This is a genomic window from Pseudomonas sp. R11F (assembly GCF_050312575.1).
GTDB classification, from domain to species: domain Bacteria; phylum Pseudomonadota; class Gammaproteobacteria; order Pseudomonadales; family Pseudomonadaceae; genus Aquipseudomonas; species Aquipseudomonas palleroniana.
Genome location: NZ_JBNPJU010000010.1, coordinates 1 through 24871, shown reverse-complemented (window position 1 = coordinate 24871; position 24871 = coordinate 1). Strand labels below are relative to the sequence as shown.

The window sequence follows — 24871 nt, the reverse complement described above, 5'->3', positions numbered from 1 at the left end:
ATAAGTAGCTTGCTACGCAATATACTTACGTTCATGGTTGTTTGTAAACTCTTGACAGGCTTCGCGCAATGTTGACAAAGCACCGCTGAAAGCCTCGATTCTAGTACGTTCGGCGCCCCTGACGGCGTCGTCCCACAATTATTCAGATGCTCGTTACCGATCATCCCAAGTGTTCTGATTGAGGTTTTACTGCCATGGTTCGTCGCACCAAAGAGGAAGCTCAGGAAACGCGCAGCCAGATTCTCGAGGCCGCCGAGCACGCCTTTTATCAGCGCGGCGTCGCGCGGACCACGCTGGCGGACATCGCCACGCTGGCCGGCGTGACACGCGGTGCCATTTACTGGCATTTCAGTAACAAGTCGGACTTGTTCCAGGCATTGTTGGACACGCTGCACGAACCCTTGGACGAATTGGCCAGGGCGAGTGAAAGCGAGGATGAAGTCGACCCGCTGGGCTGTATGCGCAAGCTGTTGATTCATCTTTATCATCAAGTGGCCCTGGACCCGAAAACCCGGCGCATCAACGAAATCCTGTTTCATAAGTGCGAGTTCACCGATGAAATGTGTGACATGCGGCGCCAACGCCAGACCCACAGTCTTGAATGCAACCTGCGCATCGGCCTGACGTTGCGTAACGCGGTCAATCGGGGGCAACTGCCGGAAAACCTGGACACTACCCGTGGTGCCGTGTGCATCCACGCCTACATCCACGGCTTGATTGGCCAATGGCTACTGGTGCCTGACAGCTTCCAACTGCACCAGGACGCCGAGCGTTGGGTGGATGCAGGGCTGGACATGCTGCGCCTGAGCCCCAGCCTGCGCAATTAAGACAAAATGCGTAATTGCTTCCAGTTGTGTCAACGGCAAATTCCAGAAACAGTCAATCGCCCCTTCGCCTGATGGGCAGGATGACTTTATATACGGGCTGACCGGCGGTTGATAGGTAGCCGCCTAAGTATTTTGTAGCGATTTTGTTGCAAGCCTGTGAAGGAATGTTTCCTCATAGGCTATACAAAGCAAAATGTGGGAGGGGGCTTGCTCCCGATAGCACAGTGTCAGTCGCCTGATTCGTTGGCTGACACACCGCTATCGGGGGCAAGCCCCCTCCCACATTTTATTGTCGTACTACTTATTCAGAGTGACGCTCAAAGCGCCAGCGTCGGGTAGTCGATGTAACCCACCGGGCCTTTGCCGTAGAAGGTTTCCGGGTGCGCTTCGTTCAGCGGCGCATCGGCCTTCAGACGGGCCGGCAGGTCCGGGTTGGCAATGAACGGTACGCCGAAGGCCACCGCATCCGCCTTGCCGGCGGCCAGCCAGGCGTTGGCGCTGTCCTTGGTGAAGCGCTCGTTGGCGATGTACGGGCCGCCGAAGGCTTTTTTCAGCTGTGGGCCGAGGCTGTCGGCGCCTTCTTTTTCGCGGGAGCAGATGAAGGCGATACCTCGCTTGCCCAGTTCGCTCGCGACGTAGGTGAAGGTTTCCGCCAGGTTCTCGTCGCCCATGTCATGGGAGTCGGCGCGCGGAGCCAGGTGTACACCCACACGGCCGGCACCCCAGACTTCAATCGCAGCGTCGGTCACTTCCAGCAGCAGGCGCGCCCGGTTTTCCAGGGAGCCGCCATAGTTGTCGGTACGCTGGTTGGTGCTGCTTTGCAGGAATTGGTCGAGCAGGTAGCCGTTGGCGCCGTGGATTTCTACACCGTCAAAACCTGCAGCCTTGGCGTTTTCCGCACCCACGCGGTAGGCGTCGACGATGTCGGCGATTTCAGCGGTTTCCAGAGCGCGCGGGGTAGGGTAGTCGGCCAGTGGGCGCACCAGGCTGACGTGGCCTTTAGGCTGGATGGCGCTTGGGGCCACGGGCGTTTCGCCGTTCAGGTAGGACTCATGCGAGATGCGCCCTACGTGCCACAGTTGCAGGAAAATCTTGCCGCCCGCGCCATGCACGGCCTTGGTAACATTCGCCCAGCCACGCACTTGATCGTTGGACCAGATGCCCGGGGTGTCAGGGTAACCCACGCCCATCGGCGTGACCGAAGTGGCTTCGCTGAGGATCAGCCCGGCGGAAGCACGTTGCACGTAGTACTCGGCCATCAGTGCATTGGGAACGCGACCGGCATCGGCGCGGCAACGGGTCAGCGGCGCCATGATGATACGGTTGGACAGTTCCAGGTCGCCCAGTTTGATCGGATCGAAAATAGTCGTCATGGGAAATCACTCTCTCTATTAAGTTGATCAGTTGGTCGCAGGGGCCAGGTCGGCGTCGCCGCCCTGACGGAAAGTCATCAAGGTCACCAGCAGCGCGAGCACCGCCAGGGCACCGGCTGCCAGGGGCACACTGGTCAGGCCGAGGCCGTGGGCAATCACACTGCCGCCCACCCAGGCGCCGAGGGCGTTGCCGACATTGAAAGCGCCGATGTTCAGGGTGGACACCAGGTTCGGTGCAGCCTTGCCGAAGGTCACCACGTTGATTTGCAGTGCAGGGACGGCGGCGAACGCAGCGGTGGCCCACAGGAACAGGGTGATTTCAGTCGGGATCAGTGCGGTGCTGGTCCAGCTCAGTACGGTGGAAACCACTGCCATGCTGATGAACACGCCGATCAAGGTGGCGCCCAGGCGTTTGTCCGCCAGCTTGCCGCCGATGATGTTGCCCAGGGTGAGGCCCAGGCCGATCAGCAACAGTGTCCAGGTCACGCCCTTGGGCGACACGCCGGTGACATCGCCCAGCAACGGCGCGACGTAGGTAAAGAGTGTGAACATGGACGCTGAAAACAGCGCGGTCATGCTCAGCGACAGCCAGATACCGGCGCCCTGCAGCGCTTTGAGTTCGGCACGCATGTCGAGTTTTTCTTCATCACGCTTGGCGGGCAGGAAGCGCATCAGACCGATCAACGCCACTACGCCAATCACGGTGACGGCCCAGAAGGTCGAGCGCCAGCCGGCTGCCTGCCCCAGCGCTGTGCCCAATGGCACGCCAAGCACGTTGGCCAGGGTCAAGCCGGTGAACATCAACGCCACGGCCGAGGCACGCTTGTTGGCGGGCACCAGGTTGGCGGCTACCACCGAACCGATACCGAAGAAGGCCCCGTGGCACAGCGCAGTCACCACGCGGGCAAACATCAGCACGTTGTAGTCGCTGGCCAGGGCGCAGAGCAGGTTGCCGATAATGAAGATGCCCATCAGCACTACCAGGGCGGCCTTGCGTGGCAGCTTGGCGGTCGCCAATGCCATGAAGGGCGCGCCGATGGCCACGCCCAGGGCGTAGCCGGTCACCAGCCAGCCGGCACCTGGAATCGACACACCCAAGTCTGCCGCCACATCGGGCAACAAGCCCATGATGACGAACTCGGTGGTGCCGATGGCAAAGGCGCTCAGGGCCAGTATGAGTAGCGAGAGAGGCATTATCCTGTCCTTGTTACAGCGCTGCCTTATCGTCAGCGCTGAGTTCGGTAATGAGCGCAGCGAGGAAGGCTTGGATGGTTTCCTCGTTGCGTTTGAAAAAGTGCCACTGCCCAGCCTTCTGGCTGCTGATCAGACCGGCCCGTTGCAAGGTGGCCAGGTGGGCCGACACCGTCGACTGGGACAAGCCGCAGCGCTGGTCGATCTGCCCGGCGCAAATGCCGTATTCGTGGTTATGCAGTTGCTCGGGAAACTGCACCTTGGGGTCTTTAAGCCAGGTGAGGATGTCTCGTCGTACTGGGTGTGCCAGGGCTTTTATTATTTCGTCGAGGTCGATGGACATGGCGGTTGCTCGTTGCTTGCAGCGTTATATCGCGATGAGGCGAACTTTAAATCGTTGAATTCCGATATACCAATATGATTTTGGTCTTAATGCCGATCAATTCGGTATATCGGGTTATAACGATACGTTGGCGGCAGTGTTAGACTGCACGTCATGAATTATCTCGCACATCTGCACCTGGGCGGCCAACTTCCTGCGCAACTGTTGGGCAGCCTCTATGGCGACTTCGTCAAAGGCCGCCTGCAGGGCCAGTTCAGCCCGCAAATCGAATCGGCCATTGCGCTGCACCGCTCAATCGACCGCTACACCGACAGCCACCCACGGGTGGGGCAGGCGTTGTCGCGCTTCAGCCTGACCCGCCGGCGTTATGCCGGGATCGTCCTCGATGTGTTTTTCGACCACTGCCTGGCGCGGGACTGGTTGGTGTATGCCGACCAACCGCTGGAGCGCTTCACCTCGCAGGTGTATCGCGTACTGGCGGCCGAACCGCAGTTGCCAGGGCGCCTGGCGCAGATCGCCCCCTATATGGCGGCGGATGACTGGTTGGGGTCCTACCGCGAGTTTGCGGTGATGGAACAGGTGTTGCGGGGGATCTCACGGCGCCTGACACAGCCCGCAGAACTGGGCCATGCGATGCAGGAGTTGCGCATGCTCTATGAGCCGTTGAGTGAGGACTTCCGGGTGTTCTATCCGCAACTGCAGGCGTTTGCCAGCACCCAACTGGCAGCATCAGGCCAAGTGTGGGAGGGAGCAGGCCCCTCCCGCATTTGAACGATTCAGGCAGCGAATGCAGGCCGTGCATCCACCTGCTCGATCTCCGGCAGCGGCCCGAACAAGGCTTTCTGCACCGCTTGCTGCGCCTGGTACGCCAATGCCGCGCGTTCCTGGCCGGCACAGGCAATCGGCTTGAGCACATGAATCTCGACATCGCCCTGGTCATTGGCAAACAGGCGCATCAGGTGCGAGAGCAAATCATCATCGCCAATGAACGGTGCCAGCGGATCCACCTGGCCGCCGCGCAGATAACGGATGGCCACCGGTTGCAGTGACACCTCGGCATCAATGGCACTGGCCAGCAAGCGTCCGTGGAAGGTGCGCAGGCTGCGCCCGTCGGTGGTGGTGCCCTCCGGGAACATCAGCAGTGGGTGCTGCTGCTCCAGATGGCGGGTCATCTGCTTGCGGATCAACTGGCTGTCGCCCGAGCCCCGGCGGATAAACAGGCTGCCGGCCTTGGCCGCCAACCAGCCGGCGACCGGCCAGGTGCGCACTTCGGCCTTGGACAGGAACGACATCGGCGTGACCATGCCCAGCAGCGGAATGTCGGTCCAGGACACGTGATTACTCACCCACAGCATCGGCGTTTGCGGCAGCTCGCCGTGTACCGTCACGCGAAAGGGCAGGGCGTTAGTCAACCGCGCCATGAAGAATCGCGACCAGCGCTGGCGTCGCACCATTGAGTTGGCGACACCCAAGCGTTCGAACACCCCAAAGACACTGGCCATGCTCAAGCCCAGCGCCACCACCAGCAACACCCGTGCAATGCGCCCATAGACGCGCAGGCGGCTCATCACATCGCCGCCTTGAAGTGGCGGGCGTAACGCGGGCATAACTCATCGCGCTTGAGCAGGATGAATACGTCGGCCACCTGGAAGTCTTCATCCCAGCACGGCTCACCGCAGATCTTCGCACCCAGGCGCATATACGCCTTGAGCAGGGGGGGCATCTCGGCGATGACGTTGGACGGCAGGTCCAGCGCCGGCAGCGGCTTTTTCGGTTCGGCGCGCAAGTGTTCGTTGCACAGGTAGCGTTCGCGCAGGCGCTGCATGATCGCGTGGGCCTGGATGCCGCCATCGTGCATCGGGATGCTCGCGCAGCCCATCAGGTAGCTGTAGCCGCCCTCGTTGAGCACCTCGGCCAACTCGCCCCACAGTACCGCGATGGTGCCGCCGTTGCGGTAGGCGGGATCGACGCACGTGCGGCCGATTTCCAGGATCGGGCCTTGCAGATGCAACAAGCCGTGCAGGCTGAATTCTTCTTCACTGTAGAACCGGCCCAGAGTGCCGGCTGCCTGGTGGTCCAGCAAACGGGTGGTCGCCACCAGTCGACCGCTGTTCAAATCACGCACGCCGATGTGGCTGCAGTGAACATCATAATCATCCATGTCCAGGCCCAGTTCCGCACCTTTCAGCTTGGCGTTGAATTCGCCGCTGAACACGTTGAACCGCAGGGCCTGGGCTTCCTGCAACGCCTGTGCGCCAACCAGGCGTTCGGCTTGCAGGCGGCGTTCATTGCCGGTGTCGCTGATGCGGGCGATCTGAGTCATGGCGAATCTCCGAGTGCCGGCCACTTACCGGCCGGTCGACTTGTTTGTCCAAACTCAGGCTATGTAGCCTCGGTGTCATCTCCATGAAGTTACGGTGACGGTTGGATGACAGGCTGTTTGTCGCAAATCTGTCATCGGCCTCGGCTAGGCTCGCGGGCTTGAATGCCCCCCTCGTTGAGTCTGCGTTTATGGTCAGAGGCTTGCTGTGTGTCGCCCTGCTGTTCGTCACCGTTACCGCCCACGCCGAAACCTGGCCCGACAAGGAATGGGCCAAGGGCACAGCGCTTTCCGGCCCTGCTGTCGATGCATTGGATGCCTACGCATTCCCAGCCCGCGATGACGTCACCCGCAAAGGCATCCGCACCGATGCCTTGCTGGTGATCCGCGATGGCCAGATCATTTATGAGCGCTACGGCGCGCCCACCACGGCCAGCACGCCGCACCTGACGTGGTCCGTCAGTAAAAGCCTGATGGCCACTGTGCTCGGCGTGGCCTACGGCGAGAACCGCTTCAAGCTGAGCGACCCCGTGGCGCGCTTTTACCCGCCGATGAAACAACACCCCACGGTGACGATGGCCGACTTGCTGCACTGGGCCTCGGGCCTGGACTGGCAGGAGGACTATGAATACGCCCCGCTGAACTCCTCGGTGGTGGCAATGCTCTACACCCGCGGCCGTGGCGATATGGCCGACTTCGCCGCAGACACCGCGTCCGTCAACCCGCCAGGCCAGGCGTTCCGTTACTCCAGCGGCGACAGCAATATCCTCTCCGCCGCCCTCAAAGGCATGCTCGGTCACAAGGCCTATATGAGTTACCCGTGGGACGCGCTCTTCAAACCGCTGGGCATTCACAACGCCACGTGGGAAACCGATGCCAATGAAACCTTTGTCGCCTCGTCCTACGCCTACCTCACCGCCCGCGATCTGGCGCGGGTCGGCCTGCTGATGGCGCGCGACGGGCGCTGGGGTGATCAGCAGTTGCTGCGCAAAGACTGGGTCGCCTTCAACCGCCAGCCGTTCGACCGCTACAAAGCCGGCCAGGACGACGCGGTGCCGGGTGGGCATTGGTGGCTTAACAAAGGCGTGCCGCAACCCTGGCCCGACGCCCCTGCCGACACCTTTGCCGCCCTCGGTCACTGGGGCCAGGCATTGTTCGTGATGCCCGACGAACACTTGGTGATCGTGCGTTACGGCGACGACCGCGATGGTAGCTACCGCCATAACGAATTGCTCAAACGCGTGCTTGCGGCGGTGCAACCATGATCCGCCGTCGACCGTTTACCAGTCTGTTTCTACTGTTGTTGCTCGCCTTGCTGGGTTGGATCTGGCACGAGCGCGTCAACCTGCAAGCCTTCCCCGACATCATCGCGGCGTACACGGCCAAGGAATATTGTTCGTGCCGGTATGTGGAGAACAACCCGGCCGATTATTGCCGCGGGTATGTGAAGCAGTACGTGCCGATCAATGCGTTGAGCGATAACCCGCAGCGCAGTGAAGTCACCGCCAGTGGGTTGGGGCGCACCCATACTGCGCGGTGGATGGGGGACCGCCAGGGCTGCCGCCTGTTGCCTTGAAGTTTCACACCTGTATGCACACGCCGTTGTTGTCAGCTTGCACGCTGACGTTGCCGGTGTGCTTACTGTACGCATGAGGTAGCGTTTGCTAGGTAGCCGCTATCGTTTGCGAGTGAGGTGAGGCCTTGAGTATTGTTGATTGGGATGCCGCGCAACTGTCACGGGCGATCCACGCCCGGCAGGTCTCCTGCGAAGAAGTGATGCTGGCATTTCTGGCGCAGATCCAGCGTTTCAACCCGAGCGTGAATGCGCTGGTGTCGCTGCGCGAAGCCGATGAGGTGCTGGCCGAGGCGCGGGCCTGTGATCGCGAATTGGCCCAGGGCCGGTCCCGTGGCTGGATGCACGGCATGCCCCAGGCGATCAAGGACCTGGCGGCCACCCAGGGGTTACGCACGACCCTGGGTTCGCCATTGTTCGCCGACCATGTGCCGACAGAAGACGCGATCAGCGTGGCACGCGTGCGTGCCAGCGGCGCGATCATCATCGGCAAGAGCAACGTGCCGGAGTTCGGCCTCGGCTCACAGACCTACAACACGCTGTTCGGCACCACCGGCAACGCGTACGACCCCAGCCGCGTCGCAGGCGGCAGCAGCGGCGGGGCGGCCGTGGCCCTGGCGCTGCGCATGCTGCCGGTGGCCGATGGCAGCGACATGATGGGTTCGTTGCGCAACCCGGCGGCATTCAACAATGTGTTCGGCTTGCGCCCGTCCCAGGGCCGGGTGCCCCACGGGCCGATGCCGGAACTGTTCGTGCAGCAATTGAGCACCGAAGGCCCGATGGGCCGCAGCGTGACGGATGTGGCGCAACTGCTGAGCATCCAGGCGGGTTATGACCCACGGGTACCGTTGTCATCCAAGGACGATCCGCGCGTCTTGGGCCAACCCTTGGCGCGTGACTTCAAAAGTACACGCCTGGGCTGGCTGGGCGACTATAACGGCTACCTGCCGATGGAAGACGGGATCATGAGCCTGTGCGAATCGGCCCTCGGGGATTTCGCCACGCTGGGTTGCAACGTCGAACGCTGTCTGCCGGACTTTTCCATGGCGCGCCTGTGGCGTAGTTGGTTGGTACATCGCCACTGGTTGGTGCATGGCAACCTGGCTGGGGCCTACGCCAACCCGAAAAAACGCGCCTTGCTCAAGCCCGAGGCGCAATGGGAAGTGGAGGGTGGCCTGGGCTTGAGTGCCCAGCAGGTGTATCAGGCTTCGGTGGATCGCAGCGAGTGGTATCGCGCGTTGGCCAAGCTGTTCGAACGCTACGATTTCCTGTTGCTGCCCACGGCCCAAGTGTTCCCTTTCGATGCCCGACAACCCTGGCCGCGCCAGGTGGCAGGGCGTGACATGGACACCTACCATCGCTGGATGGAAGTGGTGATCGGCCCCACCCTGGCCGGCCTGCCGAGCATGAGCATTCCGGTGGGCTTTAACTCCCAGGGCCTGCCCATGGGCCTGCAGATCATCGGCCCGGCGCAGGCCGACCGTGCGGTCCTGCAATTGGCGTATGCCCATGAGCAACTGACGCAATGGGTGCAGAGGCGGCCGCCTGCGTGTCTAGCGGGGATAGGTTGATTGGTCGACGTAGGACCTGGCGTTGGCCTGGCGCGCCTCCTCCACAATGGATTTGCACCGTTCATGACATTGCGCTTAAGGTTCGCTCAGGTTTTCCCCCGCGAGTCGTTAATGTCAATCAAACCCTTGGCCTTCGCCCTCCTGGCCGCCACCGCCTTACCTGCCCATGCCGATTGGTACCTGGATAACGAGTCCTCGCGCCTGTCGTTCGTGACCACCAAAAACACTGAAATTGCCGAAGTGCATCGCTTCCTGGTGTTGCATGGCAAGGTGGATGGCAACGGCGCGGCGCAGTTGGAGGTGGAGCTGGAGTCGATCAACAGTGGCATCCCCCTGCGCGATGAGCGCATGCGTAATGACCTGTTTGAAATCAAGACTTTCCCCGAAGCCCGGATCAACGCGCAGATCAACCTGCAACCGATCAACGATCTGGCGCCGGGCGCACAGTTGGAGTTGCGTCTGCCGCTGGCGGTCACGCTGCATGGCAAGACCCAGACTTACAGTGCCGAGCTGCTCGCCACGCGCCTGGATGATCGCCGGTTCCAGGTCGTGACCCTGCAACCTGTGGTGGTGCACGCCGAGGATTTCGAGCTGATGCCGGGTGTTGCGGCCTTGCGTAAGGCGGCCGGGCTCACGTCTATAAGCCTGTCGGTGCCGGTGGGTGCGGTACTGATCTTTTCGGCGCGCTGACATGGGCGGCGCAGTGTTCCCCTGGCGCAGCGCCAACCGTTTCGAGTTGCTGATCGACGGGCCGAGTTTTTTCCCGCAGATGCTGGTGGGCATTGCCCGAGCTGAGCGGCAGGTGGACCTCGAACTCTATCTGGTGGAAGCCGGGGCGTGTGCCGAAGCCATGGTGCAGGCGCTGGTCGTGGCCGCCGAACGTGGCGTGCAGGTGCGTTGTCTGTTCGATGATTACGGCAGCCTGGCATTTACCCTGGGGCTGCGTAAGCGCTTGATCGACGCCGGTGTCGAGCTGCGGTTTTACAATCGCCTCAACTGGCGCCGGTGGATGGGCAACTTGTACCGCGATCATCGCAAGCTCCTGTTGATCGACCGGCACAACGCGTTTGTGGGCGGCACCGGGGCCACGGATGAGTTCTGGACGCCGGGCAACGACACCGCCGATTGGCACGAGGTGATGGTGCAAATCAGCGGTCCACTGGTGCAGGACTGGCAGGCGTTGTTCGACCGCCAATGGCAGGCCAATGCGGCGCGCCGGGAGTGGAAAGCCTCCCGCCATTTCGGTTTGCCGCGCTTGCCCAAGGTGCCGGCGACGGGCCCGGGCCTTGGCCGGGTGGCGTATGCCGATGCCCGTCAGCACCGCGATATCTTGCAATCATTGCTGCGCTCACTGAACCGTAGCCAGCAACGCATCTGGCTGGCCACTCCGTATTTTTTGCCGACCTGGGGCGTGCGTCGTGCCCTGCGTCGGGCGGCGGCGCGGGGCGTGGATGTGCGCTTGTTGCTCACCGGCCCGCGCACCGATCACCCGTCCGTGCGTTACGCCGGGCACCGCTATTACCCGCGCCTGCTGCGCTCGGGTGTGCAGATCTTCGAATACCAGCCGTGCTTCCTGCACCTGAAAATGGTGCTGGTAGATGACTGGGTGAGCGTGGGCTCGTGCAATTTCGATCACTGGAATCTGCGCTTCAACCTGGAAGCCAACCTCGAAGCGCTGGACCCGGCATTGACGCAGGCGGTGGCGGGCAGTTTCGAGCGTGACTTTGCACTGAGCCAGGCGGTGAGCCTGGAGGCCTGGAAGGCTCGGCCGTTGTGGCGACGGGTGAAACAGCGGGTGTGGGGGTGGATTGATCGGTTGGTGGTGAACTTGCTGGATAGACGCGGCTAACCAGGTCAATGAAATCAAATATGGGAGGGGCGGTGCGAGGATTCGGCTTGCTCCCGATTGCAGGGTGTCAGCCTCTGAAAATATTGACTGATCCACCGCTATCGGGAGCAAGTCGAATCGTCGCACCGCCCCTCCCACATTTTTAGAGCAGTTCGAACGTCTGCTGTTGCACATCCTGGGAGTCGAGCCCGATCTGCACGTTGAATTCACCCGGTTCCGCTGCGTATTTGAGCTGGGTGTTGTAGAACTTCAAGTCGTCCTCGGTGATGGTGAAGTGCAAGGTGCGTTCTTCACCCGCCTTGAGCATGACTTTCTGGAAATTCTTCAACTCCTTGATCGGGCGGATCATCGAACCGGCCACATCCTGGATATACAGCTGCACCACGGTTTCGCCATCCACCTTGCCGGTGTTTTTCAGCGTGACGCTGGCGTCGAGCTTGCCGGTCTTGTTCAGGGTCGTGGACGACAATGCCATGTCCGACAGGCTGAACGTGGTGTAGCTCAGGCCGTAGCCGAACGGGAACAGCGGCCCGGTGGTGTCATCGAAGTATTGCGAGGTGTAGTTGCCCGGTTTGCCTGGGGTGAATGGCCGTCCAATGGTCAGGTGGTTGTAGTAGGTCGGAATCTGGCCCACCGAACGAGGGAAGGTGATCGGCAGCTTGCCCGATGGGTTGTAGTCACCGAACAGCACGTCAGCGATGGCGTTGCCGCCTTCGGTGCCGGCGAACCAGGTTTCCAGGATCGCATCGGCCTGCTGGTTCTCATCGAGAATCGACAGTGGACGGCCGTTCATCAGCACCAGCACCAGGGGTTTGCCGGTGGCTTTGAGCGCCTTGATCAAGTCTCGCTGGCTTTGCGGGATGTTCAGGTCGGTGCGGCTGGAGGATTCGTGGGACATGCCCCGCGATTCACCCACGGCCGCTACTACCACGTCCGCGTCCTTGGCGGCTTTCACGGCCTCGTCGATCATCACCTGGGCAGGGCGGGTGTCATCCACCACTTCCGGTGCATCGAAATTGAGGAAGTTGAGGTAGTCGACCACCGCCTTGTCGTTGGTGATGTTGGCGCCACGGGCGTAGATGATCTTGCCTTTTTCGCCGATCACCGCGTTCATGCCGTCGAGCAGGGTCACCGATTGTTCCGGCTTACCGGCCGCAGCCCAACTGCCCATCATGTCGATCGGTGCCTTGGCCAGCGGGCCAACCAGGGCGATGGTCGCGGATTTTTTCAGCGGCAGGGTGTCATGCTGGTTTTTCAGCAGCACCAGGCTGCGGCGCGCGATGTCGCGGGCGTCGCTGCGGTGCAGGCGGCTTTCGGCGTAGGTGTCGGCCGGATCGTCCTCGGCCTTGCCGATGCGCAGGTACGGGTCTTTGAACAGGCCCATGTCGTACTTGGCGCCGAGCACTTCACGCACGGCGTTGTCGATGTCGCTCTGCTGGATTTCGCCGGACTTGAGCAAACCTGGCAGTTCCTTGCCGTACAGCGAGTCGTTCATGCTCATGTCGATACCGGCCTTGATCGCCAGCCTGGCGGCTTCACGCCCGTCCTTGGCCACGCCGTGCTTGATCAGCTCGACGATCGCACCGTGGTCGCTGACGGCCAGGCCCTTGAAGCCCCAGTCCTTGCGCAGCAGGTCGTTCATCAGCCAGGTGTTGGCGGTGGCGGGCACGCCGTTGATGGAATTGAGCGCCACCATCACGCCGCCGGAACCGGCCTTGATCGCCGCATGGTAGGGCGGCAGGTAGTCCTGGTACATCTTGACCGGGCTCATGTCGACGACGTTGTAGTCGCGGCCGCCTTCCACCGCGCCATACAGGGCGAAGTGCTTGACGCTGGCCATGAGGCTGTCGGCGTTGGCGGGGCTGGCGCCCTGGAACGCCTTGACCATCACTTCGGCAATGCGCGAGACCAGATAGGTGTCTTCGCCGAAACCTTCGGACGTACGGCCCCAGCGGGGGTCGCGGGAGATGTCGACCATCGGCGCAAAGGTGATGTCGAGGCTGTCGGCGGCGGCTTCCTGGGCGGCGATGCGCCCGGAGCGACCGATGGCGTCCATGTCCCAGCTGGAGGCGAGGGCCAGGCTGATCGGGAAAATGGTCCGGTGGCCGTGGATCACGTCATAGGCGAAGAACATCGGGATCTTCAACCGGCTGCGCATGGCCGCGTCCTGCATCGGACGGTTTTCCGGGCGGGTGATGGAGTTGAACGTGCCGCCGATGCGGCCCGCGGCGATTTCCTTGCGGATCAGCTCGCGGGGCATTTCCGGGCCGATGCTGATCAGGCGCAATTGGCCGATCTTTTCATCCAGGGTCATCTGCTTGAGCAGGTCGCTGACGAAGGCGTCCTTGTCTTTAAGCGCAGCAGGCTTTGTTTCTGCCCATACGGGGTGAGTGGCCAGAGTGGCAACAAGGCCGAGCAAACACAGCTTTTTCATGAATATCCTTTTTCGGCACACTGCACGGCGTAAATACGCCGTTCTGCCAAAATGTGGGGAGCCTATGTTGTTGTTCGAGTGTTATTGCTGAAAATGCACCACACTTCTGAACTCTTATTTGCGCTGGGCATCTTTTAGCTGATTGACTCGACGCAATCCAGTCGTGGTCGCGGATTATGCCTCAAGCGTGTGAGCGATAGGGCCAGCCGTCAAATTCATCTCGTTGCACCAGGAGAAACACCATGCAAGCAGCACACACCTACCGCTGGGGCTTCAAGGCCGCCGCTTTGTTTTTGCTCAGCACAGTGCTCAGCGGTTGCGGCATCAACACCATTCCCACACTGGATGAACAGGCCAAGGCCGCCTGGGGCCAGGTGCAGAACCAGTACCAACGGCGCGCCGACCTGATCCCCAACCTGGTGGAGGTGGTCAAGGGTTACGCGGCCCATGAGCAGGACACCCTGACCGCTGTGATCGAAGCGCGGGCCAAGGCCACTTCGATCCAGGTGGATGCCAGCACCCTCGATAACCCGGAAAAACTCAAGCAGTTCCAGCAAGCCCAGGACGGTTTGAGCGGTGCCCTCAGCCGCCTGATGGTGGTGTCCGAGCGCTACCCGGACCTGAAGGCCAACCAGAACTTCCTGGCCCTGCAATCCCAGCTTGAAGGTACCGAGAACCGTATCGCCGTGGCCCGGCGTGACTTTATCCAGGCGGTACAGGCGTACAACACCGAGATCCGCACCTTCCCGGGTCGCCTGTGGCACAGCATCATGTACAGCGATCTGCCGATCCGCGCGACGTTCGAAGCCACCAGTGCCGATGCCGATAAAGCGCCCCAAGTGAAGTTCAAATAAGGCTTCCCTGAGGTGTCGATGCGTTTATTAAGGATAGGCCTGGCGCTGTGCTGGTTGGCCTGTGTCGGTGCGGCCCAGGCGGCGCTGACCTTCCCGGCGCTGACCGGGCGGGTGGTGGACGACGCCCAGATGATCGACCCGGCGACGCGCCAGCAACTGACTCAGCAATTGCAGGCGCTGGAGCAAACCACGGGCGACCAGATCGTGGTGGTCACCGTGCCTGACTTGCAAGGTGTGCCCATTGAGGACTTCGGTTATCAATTGGGCCGCCAGTGGGGCATTGGCCAGAAGGGCAAGGACAACGGCGCGCTGTTGATCGTCGCCCGCGATGAGCGCAAATTGCGTATCGAAGTCGGTTACGGCCTGGAGGGCGTGCTGACGGATGCGCAGTCGTGGGTCATCATCAACCAGGTGATCGCACCGGCTTTCAAGGCCGGTAACTACAGCAAAGGCATCAGCGACGGCGTGGCGGCAATGCTGCAAGTGGTGGGCGGCGAACCGCTGGCCGTGCCGGCCCATGTGGCGGATGCCAACTTTGCCAAGGATAATCCCGGGTTTTCCATCGGCCTGTTTATTCTGCTGATTGGCGTGTTGTGGCTGTGCAATCGCATGGGGCTGCCGGTGGGGGCGATCCTGCTGGCCATTCTCAGCAACAGCGGCCGTGGCGGCGGCGGCGGGGGAGGCGGCGGCGGTGGTTTCCGGGGCGGCGGTGGTGGCTTCGGCGGCGGCGGGGCGTCAGGCGGCTGGTGATGATAATAATGAGAGAGCAAGCACAACCATGGCATTACTGACTGAGCACGAGCAGCGCCAAGTCGCGCAAGCGATTGCCCGCGTGGAAAAAGACACCGACGCGGAACTGGTGACCGTACTGGCCGCCCGCGCCGATGACTACGCCTACATCCCGCTGTTGTGGGCCAGCCTGATCGCGTTGGTGGTGCCCGGCGTGGTGCATTACCTGTCGGGCTATCTGACCATGTACACCTTGTTGCTGGCGCAATGGGTGACCTTCATCGTGTTGTGCTTGGTGTTCCGCCTGCCCAAGGTCACCACCCGGTTGATCCCGCGTTCGGTGCGCCACTGGCGCGCCTCCAACCTGGCACGGCGGCAGTTTCTGGAGCAGAACCTGCACCACACGCTGGGCAGCACTGGGGTGCTGATCTTTGTCAGCGAGGCGGAGCGGTATGTGGAGATCCTGGTGGATGAGGGTATTTCCAGGCACCTGGATAACAGCAGTTGGGATGGGATCGTCAAGGCGTTTACCCAGCAGGTGAAACAGGGGCAGACATTGGCGGGGTTTATCGCGTGCATCGAGGCCTGTGGCGAGTTGTTGAAGGTGCATGTGCCGGTGACGCAGACGCGTAACGAACTGCCCAATCGACTGGTGGTGCTGGAGTAAGGCGTACCACTGGTCAAATAACTCCGTGCCCTGAAGGGCTATCCCCCCTAAAATGCCCGGCATTCCCAGCCCGAGGCGTTTTTGTTCATGTCCGTCACCGCTCAACCCGCCAGCCCTGCGCCGGATCATCATGCCCAGTTCATCGAACTGTTGAACGCCAGCCTCGCGCAGAACGCCTTTATCAAACTGGTGCTGGCCAAGTACGTGGGCACGGAGGCCGAGCTGCAACGGCTGATCATCAAGCAGGTGGCGGTCAAGGAGCAGCCTTGCCTGTCTTTCGTCTACCGCTACAAGACGCGCGACATCACCAAGAATTTGCCCCTGGCCGAAGGCGTCAAGGCGATTGCCGAGCTGCTGCCGGCTTCGTTCAAAAACGCGCACTTGCTGTCGCTGACTGATGAAGCCCAGTTGGAATACAGCAAGAAGAACAAAAGCTCGCTGTTCAAAAGCAAGCCACAACAACTGCGGGAGGCTCCTTCCGCCGAGCATAACCGTGAGAAAAATCGTTTCCTCGACCTGAGCCGGCCGTTCCTTGCCGACCTGGGGGTGACCGACGCCAAACAGGCGCTGATCCCATCGATGTCGCGCAAGTGGAAGCAGATCAACAAATTCATCGAAGTCTTCAGCCATGCGTTGACCTCGTCACCGCTCAAGCTCGACCAGCCGGTGCGCGTCGCCGATTTCGGCTCGGGCAAGGGCTACCTGACCTTCGCCATCCACGACTACCTGCGCAACACCCTCAAGGCCGAGGGCGAAGTGACGGGCGTTGAGCTGCGTGAAGACATGGTCACCCTGTGCAACAACGCCGCCGCACGCCTGGAGCACCCGGGGCTGGTGTTCAAATGCGGTGATGTGCGCAGCGTGGCGCCCAGCGAGCTGGACGTGATGATCGCCCTGCATGCCTGCGATATCGCCACCGACTACGCGATCCACACCGGAATCCGCTCCGGCGCGTCGATCATCATGTGCTCGCCGTGCTGCCACAAACAGATTCGCCTGCAGATCCAGAGCCCGGTGCTATTGAAGCCGATGCTGCAATACGGCCTGCACCTGGGCCAACAGGCGGAAATGGTCACCGACAGCCTGCGTGCACTGTTCCTTGAAGCCTGTGGCTACGAGACGAAGGTGTTCGAGTTCATCTCCCTGGAACACACCAACAAGAACAAGATGATCCTTGCGGTCAAACGCGCCGAACCGTTGGACAACGCCCAGTTGCTGGAGAAAATTCAAGAGCTGAAGGCGTTCTACCACATCACCGAGCACTGCCTGGAAACCCTGCTGCGCACAGACGGGTATCTGGTCTAAACGCAGTCCGGTGTGGGAGGTGGCTTGCTCCCGATGGCAGAGTGTCAGTCAACGGATTGACGGGCTGATGCACCGCTATCGGGAGCAAGCCCTCTCCCACCTGGTTTGGAGACTGGTGCAGGCTGCACCGCGGTCTTGCGCCCCAGCATCACGGTCGCGATCACCCCGCAGGCAAACAGCCAGGTCACCGGCTCGATATGTTCGCCAAAGAACAACGCCGAAAAAGCGATGGTGAAGAAGATCTGCAGCAGTTGAATCTGGCTGACCCGGGCAATGCCACCCATGGCCAGCCCGGCGTACCAGGCAAAGAACCCCAGGAACTGCGAAAACAGCGACACATAGCCGAACGCCCACCAGGTGCGTAGCGAGATTGTTCCTTGATGTTGCGCCGCCAGGTACCACACCGGGCCGATCAACACGGGCGTAGACAGCACCAGTGCCCAGCAGATCACCTGCCAGCCGCCCATCTCCTTGGCCAGTCGGCCGCCTTCGGCATAACCCAGGCCGCCAACGGCAATCGCGCCGAGCATCAGCAGGTCGCCCGCCTGGATACTGCCGGCGCCGGTGATCAAGGCGTAACCCAGCACCAACCCACTGCCCAGCGCCGCACAGGCCCAGAAGGCTTTCGACGGCCGCTCATGGGACAGCCACGCTGCGTACAACGCCACGCACAGCGGTTGCAGGCCGTTGACCAACGCGCCATGGGACGCCGGCAAGGTTTGCATGGCCCAGGCCGACAGCACCGGGAAACCCAGGATCACGCCGGCCATGACCAGGCACAACCCACGCACTTGGCGCCAGGTCGGCCAGCGTTCGCGGCGCCACAACAACAGCGCGGCCGCCGGCACCGCCGCGAACAAGGCGCGACCCAGGCCGTTGAGCAACGGGTGGATTTCCTGCACCACGATGCGGGTGAAGGGCAGGGTCAGGCTGAAGATGATGACACCCAGCAGGCCGAGGGCCATGCCGGTGTTTTCGCGCGAGCTCATGGGGGCATCCGAAATAGAGAGAAGCCCATATCCAGAGGGCTTCCAGGGAAGCCCATCTAGCCACAACCCCCGTCGACCAGGGGCCTACAGCTGCGTGCGGATTTATCCGTACAGTTTTAGAAGAACCGCGTAATGCTGATCTTCGCGTCGCGGCCCTTGGTGTAGGCACGGTCGCCGCTCAAGGCCGGACGGAAGTTTTCGTTGAACAGGTTGTCGACGGTGAAGTTCACCTCGGTGCCTTTGAGGTAAGCCTGTTGGGGTTTCCATTTGGCGAACAGGCCCTGGGTGTTGTAACGCTTGTTGCCGTATTGGTCGTAGAACAGGTCGCCGACACTGCTGCCCGGGCCGCCGGAATATTTGTCGCTGGGCAGGCGGTCGGTCGCGCCGATGAACTGGCCCATCCAGCCCACCTGGGCATCCCAGGCCGGAATGTGGGTGCCCAGCACCAGTACCCACTTGGTCGGTGGAATGTCACGTGCCGGTACATCCGGCCCCCAGGGGTTGGTGTAGGCGCCTTCGTGGTCGCCTTTGGCATAGGCGAACGACACCGAACCGAACAGGTAGGTGGAGTTGTAGAACGACTCCAGTTCAAAGCCCTTGATGGTCATGCCGCCGATGTTGCGGTAGTTGGACAGCGCGCCCGGTGGGCAGGCGCTGGAAATCGTGCCGCCGTTGATGGCCTGGTTCTGGCAGCCCACCCCCGTGGCCTTGAAGATTTCGTCTTCGACCTTGTTATGGAAGAGCGTGGTGCGCAGTTGCAGATTGTCGTCCTGGGTGATGACGTGATCGAAGCTGGTCACGCTGCCCAGGCTGATCGAGGTGATGCGTTCCGGGTCGAGGTCGAGACTGGTAGCGGTGCGGCTGCCCAGGCCCTGGACTTCATATTGCTCGTCGATGACCGGCGCGCGCCAGGTCTTGCTCCAGTTGGCGAACAGCCCCAGGTGTGGGGTGACGTTCCAGAACAGCGCCAGGCGCGGCGACCAGCCGGTGTAGGTGCGGTCGCTGTAGTTGTGGCCGTAGGACGGATCCGGGTTGTTGTAGTACGGCGCATCATTGCCTTCGCCGCGGTTACGCACGTGGTCGTAGCGCAGCGATGGGGTGATGGTCACATCCCCGACGGTGACTGCATCCTGCACGAAGAAACTGTTGGTATCGACTTTGCCGTGGGGCATGAAGCCGGGCTGGAAATGCCCATAGTTGTAACGTGCGCTGTTATAGGTGGCACCGGGCATCCACATCTCGGTTTCGCGGATGTGCTTGCGGATCTGCCCACCCACCGTCAGCGCGTGTTGCAACGGCCCGGTGCTGAACAGGCTGACGTTGCGTACGTCCAGGTTCTTGTCGGTGTAGGACGTGTCCATCTTGCGTCCGCCGCTGGCGAGCTGGAAGAACGCGGTGGCGTCGCGCTCGTCCGTCTGCTCGGTGTTGGACTGGGAGTACTTGACGGTCAGGTCCACCAACGGGTTATCCAGCGGTGTGTATTCGTACTTGCCCGACCAGGTGGTGTCGGTGGTGTCGCGTTGGGCCAAAAAGCGTTTCAGTGCGTTTTCATAGCCGTAGCGGTCGATGTTGGCCTGGGTTGGCGGCGTCGGGTAGCTGGCGGCAGAGAACGGTGTCCAACGGTTACTGTGGGAGCGCGAGTAGGACAAGCCCACGCTGTGCTCATCGGTGAAGTGCGCGTTGACCTTGAACAACTTGCCATCCACATCCTGTGCCGAGTTGGGCAGGCGCTGGGGGTTGATCGGGTACTGGTTATTGTCGTTGGGCAGTTTGGCGGCCACCTTCATGTCGCCGCCGTCACGTTGGGTCAGGTAGGCCAGCGCGTCGAAACGGCCGTCGTCGGTGCGGCCATACACGGCACTGCTGTAGACCTGTTCGTGGTCGTTGCTGGAGTAGCCATATTTGAGCATGGCGCCGCTGTTGCGGCCGTCCTGGAGCAGGTCGGGGGCGTCCTTGGTGGTCATGTTGACCGTGCCGCCAAAACCGCCGTTGCCGGTGAACGGCGAGTGCGGGCCTTTTTCCACCTCGATGCTTTTGATCAGCTCGGGCTCGATAAACACCGTGCCTTGTTGATAGCGCTCAAAGCCGCTCTTGGTGGCGCCATCGACGGTCAGCGGCACGTCTTCGGCGTCACCGAAGCCCCGGATGTTGATGGTCTGGCCGCCGGGTTTGAGTGAGCCGCCCTGGCTTACGCCGGGCAAGGTCTGCAACAGGCTGGGGATGTTGTTGGACTGGTAGCGGTCGATATCGGCCTGGGTCAGGGTGGAGCGGTTGACGGTGGCGGAGTCGACTTCGTTGCCGGTGCCGATCACGCTGAGGGCGTCCAGTTGGATCGCGCCGCTTTGGGTGGTCTTGCCTTCGTCGGGACGCACCACGTAAGTCGTGCCGACTTTGATCAGGGTGAACTCGCCGTTTTGCAACAAGCTGCGAATCGCCACTTCCGGGGTGAAATCACCGCTGAGCGCCGGTGCCTGCGCGTTTTTGAGCAACGTTTCATCGAACAGCAGCTGGATTTTCGCCTGTTGCGCCACCTGGCTCAGGGACAGGGCCAGCGGCTGGGCGGGCAGTTGCAGTTTGAACGACTCAGCCTGGGCACTGAGGCTGAACGCCAGGCAGGTGGCAATGAGGCTGGGTCGAAGAAACAGGTGCGAAGCGTGGCAAGGCGCGCGAAACATGAAATCCCCCGGTGCGGCTGAACAGCCAAAAAGGTGTGCGTATCAAACACAGTCGGGAGGAAGACGGAGCAGGCAAAAAAAACCACACGTGCAAATGCAAAATATTCTCATGTGTGGGTTTTCTACCTTACTTACGTGGTTCGATTCTGACGATGCCATCGGCCGAGGCCACGGTTTTTACCGGCAGCAGGGCGGGTAACGCGTTGAGCAGGGCCTGCGGGTCATTCACATCCAGATTGCCCGAGACCTTCAGTTGCGCAACGGCACGGTTGACCTGCAACGGGGGCTGGGGGCGATAGAGGCTCAGTTCATCGATCAGGCTGGCCAGCTCGCGGTTGCGAAAGGACAGGTGCCCGCTGCGCCAGTCGGCGACCTCATCAGCGGTGAGGGTTTGCTGCTGCACGGTGCCTTTGGCGTATTGGTAGGTGGCGCGTTGCTGGGCGCCAAGCAGGGCCACCGGGCTTTTTGCGTCCGGTTCGAAGGCCACTTGGCCATGGGCAACGCTGACCACCAGTTGCTGCTGGCTGCGCCGCACGTCAAAGCCGGTGCCGACCACCCGTACATTCGCCTCGCCGGCTTGTACGTACAGCGGCCGCTCTTTGTCGGGTGCGACGTCGATGTACAGCTGGCCTTTTTCCAGGTGCAGGATGCGTTGGTAGGCGGTGAAATCCACTTGCAGGCGCGTGTTGGCATTCACATACAAGGTGCTGCCATCCGGCAGGTGCAGGGTGCGCATGCCTTTGGCATGGGCGGCCACCTGGCTGTGGTACAGCTCGCGGGGCGTGCCGATGTGGCTGGTCATCACGGCGCAGACCAAGGCGGCAGCCACGGCCAGGGCAGGGCGCCACACCGAGGGTTTGCGTTGGGGCAGCGGCACGGGCCTGCTGTGTTGCTGCAACTGGGCGAGGTCGTCCCACAGTTGTTCGAACTCGGCATAGGCGCGGGCATGGGCAGGCTCCGCTTGCCAGGCGGCAAAGGCTTTGCGGTCGGAGCGCCCCAACTCGTTGCGGTTGCGGGCAAACCAACTGGCGGCTTGGGCATCGATCGAGTCACTCGCTTCGATGCCCTGGACGTCGTTCTCGCTCAGGCGGTTCATTCTGGCTGCTCCGTGCCGGGTGCGTGTTGAAGGCGTCGCTTGCAGTGCAGCAGGGCAAAAGCGATGTGCTTTTCCACCATGCTGGTCGAAATCCCCATGCGCTCGGCGATCTGCGACTGACTCAAGCCTTCGAAGCGGTGCAGCATAAGGGCTTCTCGCCTGCGGGGCGAGAGTTCGGCGAGGACTTCTTTCAACTGATCCAGGCGTTGCACGCGAAGCGCGGCGGCCATGGGGTCGTTTTGCTCGTCGGCGAGTGGCTCGGTGTCCAGGTCGGAATGAACCGCGTGAGCGGTGTGGCGTACTTTCTGTTTGCGCCAGTGGTCACGCAGCAGGTTGCGCGCCATCTGGAACAGAAACGCCCGTGGTTGCTCGACCTTGGCCCGGTCGCGGTAGCCCAGCCATTGGGTGAAGACATCCTGGGTCATGTCGGCCGCGTCGCTGGCGTTGTCCGTGCGTTTGCGCAGGAAATGCAGGATATCTGCATAAAACCCGCGAAAGGCATCGGCCGACAGCGGGTCGGGCTTGGGACGAGACATGGATATCCTTCTTGACGAAGCGCGCTGTAGAAAAGTCGCGAATGATATCGAGAACTATTGTCATTTGTCTCTATGTAACGAATCTGTAGAGTCAAAATGTGGGAGCAAGCCCCCACATAAGCGTTGTGGTGTCAGCTCAGAAGTGTCTTCAAGTGTTCGATCCCCGCTTTGCCCAATGGGAACACCGGCAACCGTGGATCGCCTACCTCCAACCCGGTCAAACGCAGCCCGGCCTTGATCGTCGCCGGCAACCCGCCCTTGAGGATGAACTCCAGCAGCGGCAACTGGCGATAGAACAGTTCCCGCGCCAGAGTCAGATCATTGGCCAGTACCGCGTCATACAGATCCAGGTTCAATTGCGCGATCAGGTTCGGTGCCGCCGTGCACCAGCCCTTGGCACCTGCCGCAAAGGCTTCCAGGGCCAACGGGTTGCAACCGTTGTAGAACGGCACGTCGCTGTGCCGGCGCAGCTGGTGCATGCGCTGAATATCACCGGTGCTTTCCTTGACCATGTTCACGTTGGCGACCTGCTGGACGATCCGCAGGATCAAGTCCACTGACATGTCCGTGCCGCTGGTAGCCGGGTTGTTATAGAGCATGATCGGGATGCCGACGCTGTCGCCGATCGCCGCGTAATGCGCGAGGATCTCCGCCTCGCTGAGTTTCCAGTACGAGGCCGGAAGCACCATTACCACATCGGCGCCATTGGCCTCGGCATAACGGGCGCGGCGCACGGCTTTGGCCGTGGTCAGGTCGGATACGCTGACGATAGTCGGTACGCGCCTGGCGATTTTTGCCAGGCTGTAGGCGCTGACTTCATCCCATTCGGCATCGCTCAGGTACGCGCCTTCGCCCGTGCTGCCCAACGGTGCGATGGCGTGCACGCCACTGTCGATCAAGCGGTCGATGGAGCGGCCCAGGGCGTCGAGGTCGATGCGTTGGCCGTCGGTGCTGAACGGGGTGATGGTGTAGCCGATGATGCCGTGAATGTTTGGGGTGGACATGGGAAGGTCTCCGCTCGAAAAAGAGCAATCAGTTCAGGCAATCGGCGTGTTGACGCAGGTTCTGCCGGGCGTAGTAGTTGAATGCGGCACCAAAGCGCTTGGGCTTGGAAATCCAGTCGTGGGCCTCGCGGCCGAGTTGCGGCAGGATCGGTTTGATGGTGCCCGCCGACATCGCCAGTAGCTGCAATTTGGCCGCGCGTTCGATCAACTGCGCGATTACACAGGCTTCCTCGATGCTTGCCCCGGTGGAGAGCTGGCCGTGGTGCGAGAGCAGAATTGCGCGTTTGTCGCCTAACGCGGTGGTGATGATTTCCCCTTCTTCATTGCCCACCGGTACCCCCGGCCAAGCCTCCAGAAAAGCGCAGTCTTCGTAGAGCGGGCAGAGGTCCATGTGCGACACCTGCAGCGGTACTTCCAGCATCGACAGCGCAGCGACGTGGGTCGGGTGCGTGTGGATAATGCAGTTCACATCCGGTCGTCCACGGTACACCCAGGTGTGAAAGCGGTTGGCCGGGTTGGGGATGCCATGACCTTCCAGGACTTCAAGGTCTTCGTTGACCAGCAACAGGTTGCCGGCAGTGATTTCATCAAAGCCCAGGCCCAGTTGCTGGGTGTAAAACGTGCCGGGGGTGGGCCCGCGCGCGGTGATCTGCCCGGCCAGGCCGGAGTCGTGGCCGTGCTCGAACAGGATGCGGCACGTGAGCGCCAGCTTTTGCCGGTCGGTCCACGTATTATCCGCCAGGGTGTTTTGCATCTGGGTCAGCGCTTGCTTGACCAGTTGGTCTTTGGGGAGTGCTAATGTCTTGGCCATATCGGTGTCCTTTGGGTAAGTGCAAATGACACTAAAGATGCTATATGACACAAAGTGTCATTGGCAAGCGCCGCTTTCGCTTTATTGCATGGATTAATCGCAGCAAATGTCTATCCGTTTGAAATTATTGAGAAAAAAACTTGGCATAACCCTTGAGGCCTTGGCTGAAAAATCCGGGATGACCAAGAGTTACCTGTCCAAGGTCGAGCGCGGGCTGAACACGCCGTCGATCGCCGCCGCGTTGAAACTGGCCAAGGCGTTGAACGTGAAGGTCGAAGAGTTGTTCAGCGAAGACAGTGTGAACCTCGACAGCTACAGCCTGGTGCGCAGTCACGAGCGGCCGGACACTTCGCCGGGGTATGCCGTGTTGGCCCGTCAGGTCAGTGAGCGTAGCCTGCTGCCGTTCATCATCTACCCGCCGGCGGAGTTCACCGACAAGACCTTCAAGGAGCACGTGGGGGAGGAGTTTCTGTTCGTGCATGAAGGCCGGGTGGAAGTGGATTTCATGAACGAACGGGTGATTCTGGAGCGGGGAGACGCGCTGCATTTCAACGCGCAGAAACCCCACCGACTTCGATCGGTTGGAGACGTGCAGGCGCAGTTGCTGGTCGTCGTTCACAGCGCCGAAGAGTGACCACGGCAGTGACTTGCAATGCACTCCAGTGTGGGAGGGGGCTTGCTCCCGATAGCGGTGTGTCATTCACAGCTTTACTGACTGATCCAC

At 61.4% G+C, this 24871-nt stretch carries 24 protein-coding genes; 12 read left to right on the top strand and 12 right to left on the bottom strand.

Annotated features, from left to right (window positions below; translation table 11 throughout):
* Positions 1-194: 194 nt before the first annotated feature.
* Positions 195-827 (top strand): TetR family transcriptional regulator, encoded by a 633-nt coding sequence (locus tag ACQRBV_RS02215; protein WP_060753771.1) that lies wholly within the window; start codon positions 195-197, stop codon positions 825-827.
* A 317-nt stretch (positions 828-1144) separates the two neighbouring features.
* Here ACQRBV_RS02215 and ACQRBV_RS02210 read toward each other — a convergent pair whose 3' ends face one another.
* The 3 genes from ACQRBV_RS02210 to ACQRBV_RS02200 are packed head-to-tail and all read right to left on the bottom strand — an operon-like array spanning position 1145 to position 3734.
* Entirely contained in the window at positions 1145-2200 is a 1056-nt protein-coding gene (locus tag ACQRBV_RS02210; protein WP_104995748.1) for an alkene reductase, read from the bottom strand.
* A gap of 27 nt (positions 2201-2227) precedes the next feature.
* Positions 2228-3394: an MFS transporter gene (locus ACQRBV_RS02205; RefSeq protein ID WP_411984457.1), complete on the bottom strand. Its 1167-nt coding sequence runs from the start codon at positions 3392-3394 to the stop codon at positions 2228-2230.
* 13 nt (positions 3395-3407) lie between these two features.
* Entirely contained in the window at positions 3408-3734 is a 327-nt protein-coding gene (locus tag ACQRBV_RS02200) for an ArsR/SmtB family transcription factor (protein ID WP_060753768.1), read from the bottom strand.
* A gap of 153 nt (positions 3735-3887) precedes the next feature.
* On the opposite strand from ACQRBV_RS02200, the gene ACQRBV_RS02195 reads away from it, so the two are divergent.
* Positions 3888-4505, top strand: a complete 618-nt coding sequence (locus ACQRBV_RS02195) for an ACP phosphodiesterase (RefSeq protein WP_090366296.1) — start codon at positions 3888-3890, stop codon at positions 4503-4505.
* Positions 4506-4510: 5 nt separating this feature from the next.
* On the opposite strand, the gene ACQRBV_RS02190 is transcribed toward ACQRBV_RS02195, so the two are convergent.
* Positions 4511-5302, bottom strand: coding sequence for a lysophospholipid acyltransferase family protein (locus tag ACQRBV_RS02190; RefSeq protein ID WP_060753766.1), 792 nt, complete (start codon positions 5300-5302; stop codon positions 4511-4513).
* Positions 5302-6057 carry an L-ornithine N(alpha)-acyltransferase gene (gene olsB / locus ACQRBV_RS02185; RefSeq protein ID WP_060753765.1) on the bottom strand — a complete coding sequence of 252 codons (756 nt, stop codon included), beginning with the start codon at positions 6055-6057 and terminating at the stop codon, positions 5302-5304. The genes ACQRBV_RS02190 and olsB overlap by 1 nt, the downstream gene beginning before the upstream one ends.
* Positions 6058-6245: 188 nt before the next feature.
* On the opposite strand from olsB, the gene ACQRBV_RS02180 reads away from it, so the two are divergent.
* From ACQRBV_RS02180 to ACQRBV_RS02160, 5 genes are all read left to right on the top strand, one after another.
* Positions 6246-7319, top strand: coding sequence for a serine hydrolase domain-containing protein (locus ACQRBV_RS02180; protein WP_205344798.1), 1074 nt, complete (start codon positions 6246-6248; stop codon positions 7317-7319).
* The gene (locus ACQRBV_RS02175; RefSeq protein ID WP_104995753.1) at positions 7316-7630 is read left to right on the top strand and encodes an amidase; all 315 of its coding nucleotides are present in this window, start codon (positions 7316-7318) and stop codon (positions 7628-7630) included. The genes ACQRBV_RS02180 and ACQRBV_RS02175 overlap by 4 nt, the downstream gene beginning before the upstream one ends.
* Before the next feature lie 125 nt (positions 7631-7755).
* Positions 7756-9198: an amidase gene (locus tag ACQRBV_RS02170; protein ID WP_411984458.1), complete on the top strand. Its 1443-nt coding sequence runs from the start codon at positions 7756-7758 to the stop codon at positions 9196-9198.
* A 111-nt stretch (positions 9199-9309) separates the two neighbouring features.
* A complete protein-coding gene (locus ACQRBV_RS02165) occupies positions 9310-9888 on the top strand; it encodes a YceI family protein (RefSeq protein ID WP_161549730.1) in 579 nt (192 codons plus the stop codon).
* Between the two features lies 1 nt (position 9889).
* Positions 9890-11047: a phospholipase D-like domain-containing protein gene (locus tag ACQRBV_RS02160; RefSeq protein ID WP_411984459.1), complete on the top strand. Its 1158-nt coding sequence runs from the start codon at positions 9890-9892 to the stop codon at positions 11045-11047.
* A gap of 142 nt (positions 11048-11189) precedes the next feature.
* Here ACQRBV_RS02160 and bglX read toward each other — a convergent pair whose 3' ends face one another.
* Positions 11190-13481 (bottom strand): beta-glucosidase BglX, encoded by a 2292-nt coding sequence (bglX, locus tag ACQRBV_RS02155; protein WP_411984460.1) that lies wholly within the window; start codon positions 13479-13481, stop codon positions 11190-11192.
* Positions 13482-13723: 242 nt separating this feature from the next.
* On the opposite strand from bglX, the gene ACQRBV_RS02150 reads away from it, so the two are divergent.
* The 4 genes from ACQRBV_RS02150 to ACQRBV_RS02135 all read left to right on the top strand — a co-directional run bounded on the left by ACQRBV_RS02150 (position 13724) and on the right by ACQRBV_RS02135 (position 17036).
* The gene (locus tag ACQRBV_RS02150) at positions 13724-14335 is read left to right on the top strand and encodes a LemA family protein (protein ID WP_060753758.1); all 612 of its coding nucleotides are present in this window, start codon (positions 13724-13726) and stop codon (positions 14333-14335) included.
* 18 nt (positions 14336-14353) lie between these two features.
* The gene (locus tag ACQRBV_RS02145; RefSeq protein ID WP_090366281.1) at positions 14354-15085 is read left to right on the top strand and encodes a TPM domain-containing protein; all 732 of its coding nucleotides are present in this window, start codon (positions 14354-14356) and stop codon (positions 15083-15085) included.
* Positions 15086-15113: 28 nt separating this feature from the next.
* Positions 15114-15731, top strand: coding sequence for a TPM domain-containing protein (locus ACQRBV_RS02140; RefSeq protein WP_060753756.1), 618 nt, complete (start codon positions 15114-15116; stop codon positions 15729-15731).
* 87 nt (positions 15732-15818) lie between these two features.
* Positions 15819-17036, top strand: a complete 1218-nt coding sequence (locus tag ACQRBV_RS02135) for a class I SAM-dependent methyltransferase (protein WP_104995757.1) — start codon at positions 15819-15821, stop codon at positions 17034-17036.
* A 44-nt stretch (positions 17037-17080) separates the two neighbouring features.
* On the opposite strand, the gene ACQRBV_RS02130 is transcribed toward ACQRBV_RS02135, so the two are convergent.
* From ACQRBV_RS02130 to ACQRBV_RS02105, 6 genes are all read right to left on the bottom strand, one after another.
* Positions 17081-18025: a DMT family transporter gene (locus ACQRBV_RS02130; protein WP_161549727.1), complete on the bottom strand. Its 945-nt coding sequence runs from the start codon at positions 18023-18025 to the stop codon at positions 17081-17083.
* A 116-nt stretch (positions 18026-18141) separates the two neighbouring features.
* A complete protein-coding gene (locus tag ACQRBV_RS02125) occupies positions 18142-20700 on the bottom strand; it encodes a TonB-dependent receptor (protein WP_411984461.1) in 2559 nt (852 codons plus the stop codon).
* Between the two features lie 127 nt (positions 20701-20827).
* Positions 20828-21796, bottom strand: coding sequence for a FecR family protein (locus ACQRBV_RS02120; RefSeq protein WP_411984462.1), 969 nt, complete (start codon positions 21794-21796; stop codon positions 20828-20830).
* Positions 21793-22332: an RNA polymerase sigma factor gene (locus ACQRBV_RS02115; RefSeq protein WP_411984463.1), complete on the bottom strand. Its 540-nt coding sequence runs from the start codon at positions 22330-22332 to the stop codon at positions 21793-21795. The genes ACQRBV_RS02120 and ACQRBV_RS02115 overlap by 4 nt, the downstream gene beginning before the upstream one ends.
* Positions 22333-22463: 131 nt before the next feature.
* Entirely contained in the window at positions 22464-23336 is an 873-nt protein-coding gene (locus ACQRBV_RS02110; protein ID WP_104995762.1) for a dihydrodipicolinate synthase family protein, read from the bottom strand.
* A 28-nt stretch (positions 23337-23364) separates the two neighbouring features.
* Positions 23365-24147 carry an aldolase gene (locus ACQRBV_RS02105; RefSeq protein WP_060753749.1) on the bottom strand — a complete coding sequence of 261 codons (783 nt, stop codon included), beginning with the start codon at positions 24145-24147 and terminating at the stop codon, positions 23365-23367.
* A 106-nt stretch (positions 24148-24253) separates the two neighbouring features.
* Here ACQRBV_RS02105 and ACQRBV_RS02100 point away from each other — a divergent pair, with 106 nt between their 5' ends.
* The gene (locus tag ACQRBV_RS02100; protein WP_060753748.1) at positions 24254-24781 is read left to right on the top strand and encodes a helix-turn-helix domain-containing protein; all 528 of its coding nucleotides are present in this window, start codon (positions 24254-24256) and stop codon (positions 24779-24781) included.
* The last annotated feature ends 90 nt before the right edge of the window (positions 24782-24871 follow it).